The 7010-nt window shown below is 57.9% G+C and carries 5 protein-coding genes, 2 tRNA genes and 1 riboswitch; of the genes, 6 read left to right on the top strand and 1 reads right to left on the bottom strand.

Features of this window, described 5'->3' with window-relative positions; translation table 11 throughout:
* Positions 1-201: 201 nt before the first annotated feature.
* A complete protein-coding gene (locus QN377_RS22755) occupies positions 202-696 on the bottom strand; it encodes a 6,7-dimethyl-8-ribityllumazine synthase (protein ID WP_095019218.1) in 495 nt (164 codons plus the stop codon).
* Between the two features lie 131 nt (positions 697-827).
* Positions 828-998: riboswitch (FMN riboswitch) on the bottom strand.
* A 215-nt stretch (positions 999-1213) separates the two neighbouring features.
* Here QN377_RS22755 and ltaE point away from each other — a divergent pair.
* The 6 genes from ltaE (at position 1214) to QN377_RS22785 (ending at position 7008) form a co-directional block, all read left to right on the top strand.
* Entirely contained in the window at positions 1214-2218 is a 1005-nt protein-coding gene (gene ltaE / locus QN377_RS22760; protein ID WP_095003367.1) for a low-specificity L-threonine aldolase, read from the top strand.
* A gap of 146 nt (positions 2219-2364) precedes the next feature.
* The gene (alaS, locus tag QN377_RS22765) at positions 2365-4983 is read left to right on the top strand and encodes an alanine--tRNA ligase (RefSeq protein ID WP_095019219.1); all 2619 of its coding nucleotides are present in this window, start codon (positions 2365-2367) and stop codon (positions 4981-4983) included.
* 83 nt (positions 4984-5066) lie between these two features.
* A complete protein-coding gene (locus QN377_RS22770) occupies positions 5067-6302 on the top strand; it encodes an aspartate kinase (RefSeq protein ID WP_095003369.1) in 1236 nt (411 codons plus the stop codon).
* Positions 6303-6486: 184 nt separating this feature from the next.
* Positions 6487-6675, top strand: a complete 189-nt coding sequence (gene csrA, locus QN377_RS22775) for a carbon storage regulator CsrA (RefSeq protein WP_095003370.1) — start codon at positions 6487-6489, stop codon at positions 6673-6675.
* A gap of 61 nt (positions 6676-6736) precedes the next feature.
* A tRNA-Ser gene (locus QN377_RS22780) sits at positions 6737-6827 on the top strand.
* A gap of 107 nt (positions 6828-6934) precedes the next feature.
* Positions 6935-7008 (top strand) — tRNA-Arg (locus tag QN377_RS22785).
* Positions 7009-7010 lie beyond the last annotated feature (2 nt).

The following is a 7010-nucleotide window of genomic DNA, read 5'->3' on the forward strand; positions in this document are numbered from 1 at the left end:
AGATGTGTATAAGAGACAGAGTTGTTACTGGGGGCGGGGTTGGGCACATAAGAGATGCTCCTGGGCGTCAAGTTCAAATGTCATCGGTGACCGGGCACCTGTATCGACAATTGAAACGCCTGGATGGCTTATGTGTGCGTTACATGTTTATGGTGTGCTCCCCGGCGAGCCTGGTTTCAGGGCTGGCCGGGGAATCAGGCATTACACCGCGCGTTTTTGCTGGGTATCCATGCGCTTGATGTTGCGGATTTTCTGCAGTGTGTCTACGCACGTCCGGGCGGCTTCCTGGCCTTTGTGCACGAAGTGCTCAAAGAAAAACTTCTGATGCTCCTCACCGGCGTGGAAGTGGTGCGGCGTGAGGCTGACGGAGAACACCGGCACTTCGGTTTCCAGTTGTACTTGCATCAGGCCGCTGACGACCGTCTGGGCAACAAAGTCGTGACGGTAGATGCCGCCATCCACGACCAGTGCGGCGCCGACAATTCCGGCGTAACGACCGGTCTTGGCCAGCAGTTTGGCGTGCAGCGGGATCTCGAATGCGCCGCCGACTTCGAAGAAATCGATGTCGCTTTCCTGATAGCCCAGCACCAGCATTTCGGCCAGGAAGCCCTTGCGGCTCTGGTCGACAATCTCTTTGTGCCAGGAAGCCTGGATAAATGCGACACGTTCGTTGTGGTGAATAGCTGTAGGTTGCATGTTCAGATTCCTGTTTGTGTGAAAAACAGGGCATATGAATCGAATGGGATTAAAGGGTACGTTCAGGAGGGCAGCGCACGGCCATACGGCATCGCCACTATCCCGCCTGGTTGACGGCCCTTTGGCGCCAATCCCGTTCTCTCTTCATCCGGACTATGACCGTCGGCCCCGGGATCACACCGGGTCTGCTGACCTTGGTTTATTCCTGGCCGAAGCTCAAGAATGTGCCAAGCGCTCGCGGGCTATGCGCTTTGCGCGCAATTACCGCCGGTGGGGAGTCGCACCCCGCCCTGAGAACGTTGCCACCAGCCTTTCTGGCGGCGGACATTTTGTATCACATATTTTTCGAGTATGCATTGATGCTTTTTGCTAATAGCTATCAGTTTTTCCATTTCATTAATAAGGTAATTCCTACGTGAGCATCCGAATATTGTCGATCGCTGCAGAGTAGGCTTGTTCTGGCGGGAATCGCACGTTTAGCATTCAACACTGATCAAACCTTGCCGAGGCCAATGCCATGTCTGTTATCGATCTTCGTAGTGACACCGTGACCCAACCCACCCCAGGCATGCGTGAAGCCATGGCAAATGCGCCTATGGGCGATGATGTGTATGGCGAAGATCCTTCGGTGAACAAACTGGAATCCGAGCTGGCATTGCGCCTGGGCTTTGCCAGGGGGCTGTTTGTGCCCACCGGCACCATGAGCAACCTGCTGGCCTTGATGGCGCATTGCGAGCGCGGTGATGAATACATCGTCGGTCAGCAGGCTCACACCTATAAGTATGAAGGTGGCGGGGCGGCGGTCCTGGGGTCCATTCAGCCGCAGCCGCTGGAGGTGCAGGCCGATGGCTCGCTTGATCTGAAACAGGTGGCTGCCGCGATCAAACCGGATGACTTCCACTTTGCCCGCACCCGCCTGCTTGCGCTGGAAAACACCATGCAAGGCAAGGTGCTGCCCACCGAGTACCTGGCAGCTGCCGGCCGCCTGACCCGCGAGCACGGCCTGGCGCTGCATCTTGATGGCGCGCGGTTGTACAACGCGGCGGTCAAACTGGGCGTTGACGCCGGTGATATCACCCGCCATTTCGATTCGGTATCGGTCTGCCTGTCCAAAGGCCTGGGCGCGCCCGTGGGGTCGGTGCTGTGCGGCACCGCCGAGCTTGTCTCCCGCGCTCGACGCCTGCGCAAGATGGTCGGGGGCGGCATGCGCCAGGCCGGTCAACTGGCGGCTGCCGGGCTGTATGCACTGGATCATCAGGTGGCGCGTCTGGCCGATGACCATGCCAATGCCCAGTTGCTGGCCGAGGGCCTGCGTGCTGCCGGTTATGAGGTTGAGCCGGTGCAGACCAATATGGTCTACGTCCAGATCGGTGAGCGTGCCGAGGCACTCAAGGCCTTTGCGGCCGGCCAGGGGATCAGGCTCAGTGCCGCGCCGCGCTTGCGAATGGTGACGCACATGGATGTCAGTCGCAGCCAGATTGAGCAGGTGATAGCGGTTTTTGCCGAGTTTTCCCTTCAATAAGCGTTCAATCCGTCCAATTGCTTGTCGCTATCGTATAAACACGCTGTACCCGGGGCGAAGGGCCGATATAATGCGGCCCTTTGCGAGTCGCACTGTCGATTGACGTGATTTACTTGCCTCTGGCCGCAGCCTCCGTGGAAGAACCTATGAAAAGCGCAGAAATCCGTGAAGCCTTCCTTCGCTTCTTCGAGGAGCAAGGTCACACCCGTGTCCCTTCCAGCTCCTTGGTCCCTAATAACGACCCGACCCTGCTGTTCACCAACGCGGGGATGAACCAGTTCAAGGACTGTTTCCTGGGTCAAGAAAAACGTGCCTACACCCGAGCGACCAGCAGCCAGAAGTGCGTGCGTGCCGGCGGCAAGAACAGCGACCTGGAAAACGTCGGTTACACCGCCCGTCACCACACCTTCTTTGAAATGCTCGGCAATTTCAGCTTTGGCGATTACTTCAAGAAAGATGCGATCAATTTCGCCTGGACCTTCCTGACCGGTGTTCTCAAGCTGCCCAAAGACAAGCTGTGGGTGACCGTCTACGCCAGCGATGACGAAGCCTACGACATCTGGACCCAGGACGTCGGCGTGCCTGCCGAGCGCATGATCCGTATCGGCGACAACAAGGGCGCGCCGTATGCATCGGACAACTTCTGGACCATGGGCGATACCGGCCCGTGCGGCCCGTGCACCGAGATTTTCTACGATCACGGCCCGGAAATCTGGGGTGGCCCGCCGGGCTCGCCAGACGAAGACGGCGACCGTTACATCGAAATCTGGAACAACGTTTTCATGCAGTTCAACCGCACCGCCGATGGCGTGTTGCATCCGTTGCCAGCGCCGTCGGTAGACACCGGCATGGGCCTGGAGCGGATCAGTGCGGTGATGCAGCACGTCAACTCCAACTACGATATCGACCTGTTCCAGAGCCTGCTGACCGCAGCGGCGGACGCGATCGGCTGCGCCAACGAAGGCCAGGCATCGCTCAAGGTGGTAGCGGACCATATCCGTTCGTGCAGCTTCCTGATCGCCGACGGTGTACTGCCATCGAACGAAGGTCGTGGCTACGTGCTGCGCCGCATCATTCGTCGCGCTTGCCGTCATGGCAACAAGCTGGGTGCTACTGGCAATTTCTTCTACAAGATCGTCGCGGCCCTGGTGGCCGAGATGGGTGCCAGCTTCCCGGAGCTGGTGCGCGAGCAGGCCAATATCGAGCGCGTGCTCAAGGCTGAAGAAGAGCAGTTCTCCAAGACCCTGGAGCAGGGTCTGAAAATCCTCGAGCTGGATCTGGCTGAGCTCAAGGGTACCGTGGTGCCTGGCGACGTAGTGTTCAAGCTCTACGACACCTACGGCTTCCCGATGGACCTGACGGCCGATATCGCCCGTGAGCGCAACCTGACCGTGGACGAAGAAGGCTTCGAACGCGAGATGGAAGCCCAGCGTGTGCGTGCCCGTTCGGCCAGCTCGTTTGGCCTGGACTACAACACCCTGGTCAAAGTCGACGTGCCGACCGAGTTTGTCGGTTACAACGCTACCCAGGCCTCGGCCAAGGTGGTTGCGCTGTATAAAGAAGGGCAGTCGGTTGCCAGCCTGAACGAAGGCGACGAGGGTGTGGTGATTCTCGACCAGACCCCGTTCTATGCCGAATCGGGCGGTCAGGTCGGCGATTGCGGTTACCTGCAGGCGGGTGCTGCCCGCTTTGACGTGCGCGACACCACCAAGACCGGTGGCGCTTTCCTGCACCACGGCGTGGTTGCTGCGGGCGGCCTGAAAGTGGGCGAAACCGTTGAAGCCCAGGTGGACGCCGATGTGCGTCACGCCACGGCGCTGAACCACTCGGCCACCCACTTGCTGCACGCCGCCTTGCGCCAGGTTCTGGGCGAGCACGTTCAGCAGAAAGGCTCTCTGGTTGACAGCCAGCGCATGCGTTTTGACTTCAGCCACTTCGAAGCGATCAAGCCTGAGCAGATCAAGGCGCTGGAAGATATTGTCAACGCCGAGATTCGCAAGAATACTCCGGTCGAGACTGAAGAAACCGACATCGAAACCGCCAAGGAAAAAGGCGCCATGGCGCTGTTTGGCGAGAAGTACGGCGACAGCGTGCGCGTGCTGAGCATGGGTGGTGATTTCTCGGTTGAGCTGTGTGGTGGTATCCACGCCAAGCGCACCGGTGATATCGGCCTGATGAAAATCATCAGCGAAGGCGGTGTAGCCTCCGGTATCCGTCGTATTGAAGCGGTGACCGGCGCAGCCGCACTGGCTTACCTCAATGCTGCCGAAGAGCAGCTCAAGGAAGCCGCCAGCCTGGTCAAGGGCTCGCGCGAGAACCTGGTCGACAAATTGTCGGCGGTACTTGAGCGCAACCGTCAGCTGGAAAAACAGCTTGAGCAGTTGCAGGCCAAGGCCGCAAGCGCAGCGGGTGATGATCTGTCATCGTCGGCGGTGGACGTAAAAGGCGTGAAAGTGTTGACCGCCCGCCTGGACGGTCAAGACGGCAAAGCGCTTCTGGCGCTGGTAGATCAGCTGAAGAACAAGCTCGGCCGTGCGGTGATCCTGCTCGGCAGTGTCCATGAAGACAAGGTTGTACTGGTTGCAGGCGTAACCAAAGACCTGACTGGCCAACTCAAAGCCGGTGATTTGATGAAGCAGGCTGCTGCGGCAGTGGGCGGGAAGGGCGGTGGTCGTCCGGACATGGCGCAAGGTGGCGGTGTTGATGCTGCAGCCCTGGACGCCGCGCTGGCTCTGACCGTGCCATTTGTCGAGCAGGGTATCTGAGGTCCAGAACGCGCCGTTGTCTAGTAACGGCGCGTCGTTTGAATGATAAATGGGCGCCCTTTATGGGCTGAGGCTGCTTTGAAATGGCTTTGATCGTACAGAAATTCGGAGGCACCTCGGTCGGCACTGTCGAGAGAATCGAGCAGGTCGCCGATAAAGTTAAGAAGTTCCGCGAAGCCGGCAATGATCTGGTGATCGTGCTATCGGCCATGAGCGGCGAAACCAATCGCCTGATCGACCTGGCCAAGCAAATCAGCGATCAGCCGTTGCCGCGTGAGCTGGATATGATTGTATCCACGGGCGAGCAAGTGACTATTGGTCTGCTGTCCATGGCGCTGAACAAGCGTGGTGTGCCGGCCGTGTCCTACACCGGCAGCCAGGTGCGCATCCTCACGGACAGCTCGCACACCAAGGCCCGTATCCTGAAAATTGACGATCAGAAGATTCGCGCTGATCTCAAGGCCGGTCGTGTGGTTGTGGTTGCCGGTTTCCAGGGCGTTGATGAGCTCGGCAATATCACCACGCTGGGCCGTGGCGGTTCCGACACCACGGGTGTGGCGCTGGCAGCGGCCCTCAAGGCTGATGAATGCCAGATCTACACCGATGTTGACGGCGTCTACACCACTGACCCGCGGGTTGTGGCCAAGGCGCAGCGTCTGGAAAAGATTACCTTCGAAGAAATGCTGGAAATGGCCAGCCTGGGTTCCAAGGTGTTGCAGATCCGCGCAGTCGAGTTCGCCGGCAAGTACAACGTTCCGCTGCGCGTTTTGCACAGCTTCAAGGAGGGTCCAGGTACCCTCATTACTATTGATGAAGAGGAATCCATGGAACAGCCGATCATTTCTGGTATCGCGTTCAATCGCGACGAAGCCAAGCTGACCATCCGTGGCGTGCCGGACACCCCGGGCGTGGCGTTCAAGATTCTGGGCCCGATCAGCGCGGCCAACATCGAAGTCGACATGATCGTGCAGAACGTTGCGCACGATAACACCACCGACTTCACCTTCACCGTACACCGCAATGACTACAATGCGGCGCAAAGCGTGCTGGAAAATACCGCTCGCGAGATCGGTGCCCGTGAAGTGGTGGGCGACACCAACATTGCCAAGGTTTCGATCGTGGGTGTGGGCATGCGCTCTCATGCAGGCGTTGCCAGCCGCATGTTTGAATCGCTGGCCAAGGAGAACATCAACATCCTGATGATCTCGACTTCCGAGATCAAAGTGTCTGTTGTGATCGAAGAAAAGTACCTGGAGCTGGCCGTGCGTTCCCTGCACACCGCTTTTGATCTGGATGCGCCAGCCCGACAGGGCGAGTAAGGCGTTGGCAGAAGGGCGCGGTTAATCCGCGCCCTTTGTTTTTTGGCAGGCATGCACGAAGCCCACCCGTTTTGTCATGTTGGTCAATACTAAGGAGCGCAGAGTGCTACTAGTCGCTAGTAGGCTCGGGCTCTTTTTTTTTGCAGACTGTTGTCCCTGAAAAGATAAGTGTGAGGAGAAACGTATGCTGATTCTGACTCGCCGTTGTGCGGAAAGCCTGATCATAGGCGATGGCGAAATTACCGTGACCGTATTGGGCGTCAAAGGCAACCAGGTGCGCATTGGCGTCAATGCTCCCAAGGAAGTGGCCGTACACCGTGAAGAGATCTACCTGCGGATCAAGAATGAAAAGGATGAAGAACCAAGTCTTTAATTTTATTTAAGTTTTTAGTTGCATGCGGGGAAAAGGCTGGTTATTATACGCCCCGTGTTGCGGAGAGGTGGCCGAGTGGCCGAAGGCGCTCCCCTGCTAAGGGAGTACATCTCAAAAGGGTGTCGGGGGTTCGAATCCCCCCTTCTCCGCCATTATTCATGTAGCACGTTGTAATCTAGGCAGTTCAGTAAGTTGTTGAAAATACTGAAAAAAAATCTTGCCAGAGAGATTCAACGGTCTATAATGCGCCGCTTCAAATGCACTCGTAGCTCAGCTGGATAGAGTACTCGGCTACGAACCGAGCGGTCACAGGTTCGAATCCTGTCGAGTGCACC

The organism is Pseudomonas sp. CCC4.1, from assembly GCF_035019225.1.
GTDB lineage: Bacteria > Pseudomonadota > Gammaproteobacteria > Pseudomonadales > Pseudomonadaceae > Aquipseudomonas > Aquipseudomonas bubulae.